The organism is Gilliamella sp. G0441 (assembly GCF_050589305.1).
Classification (GTDB): domain Bacteria; phylum Pseudomonadota; class Gammaproteobacteria; order Enterobacterales; family Orbaceae; genus Gilliamella.
This window is the reverse complement of the sequence record NZ_JBNRJF010000042.1, coordinates 1-638: the sequence shown is the minus strand read 5'-3', so window position 1 is coordinate 638 and position 638 is coordinate 1. Positions and strand designations below refer to the sequence as shown.

General features: G+C 38.9%; 1 protein-coding gene. It reads left to right on the top strand.

All coding sequences use genetic code 11. The annotated features are described in order from the left end of the window. Positions 1-427, top strand: a 427-nt coding sequence (locus ACKJXD_RS11925; protein ID WP_430876422.1) for a DUF6708 domain-containing protein, incomplete at its 5' end; no start/stop codon positions are given. Between the last annotated feature and the right edge of the window lie 211 nt (positions 428-638).

Here is a 638-nt window from a genome sequence, read left to right as displayed (position 1 = left end):
CTTTTTTAGCTTTCGATTTTGGTATAACCCCTTAGTATTTTTACACCCCAATAAACGCCGAATAAAAGAGTATGACTGGGAAGATTTACACGGTGTTGTCATTCATAACTATTCGCCTTACTCACTAGTTAGCGATATTTTAATGGTGTGCAAACCCGGCACTAACCAAACCATAGACCATATCATGTTCGACCCAGCCCGAAAAGGGGTAGGTAGTCATCTAATCTGGGGTTGGGCTAATAATTATATGATATTTGATAAATTAGCCGACTCCAGCCGAAGCATCTACCCAACCGACCAAGAAGACAAATTCAAACGGAAAATTATCAACGGTCAAGGTTGGCCCAAATGGATGATCGAAGCGTTCAATGCCACAACACTAGACGAGCTAGCCGAAATCAAACAAAAATATCAGGTTAAGCAATAACAAGGTTAGATAGTAAAGAATGTTGGAAATAAGACCAAACAACAGGAGCCAGATATGCCGTCAAAATATCGCCCCCAACGCTTTGGTTGGATAGGGGATCTAGAGAAAGGGAAAAATTACTTAACCAGCCCTGAGGATCGGTTGATCTATGCTAATGATAACTACTGTGTTTTAAAACGTAAAAAATTATCAAATCAAATTTTTTATTTAT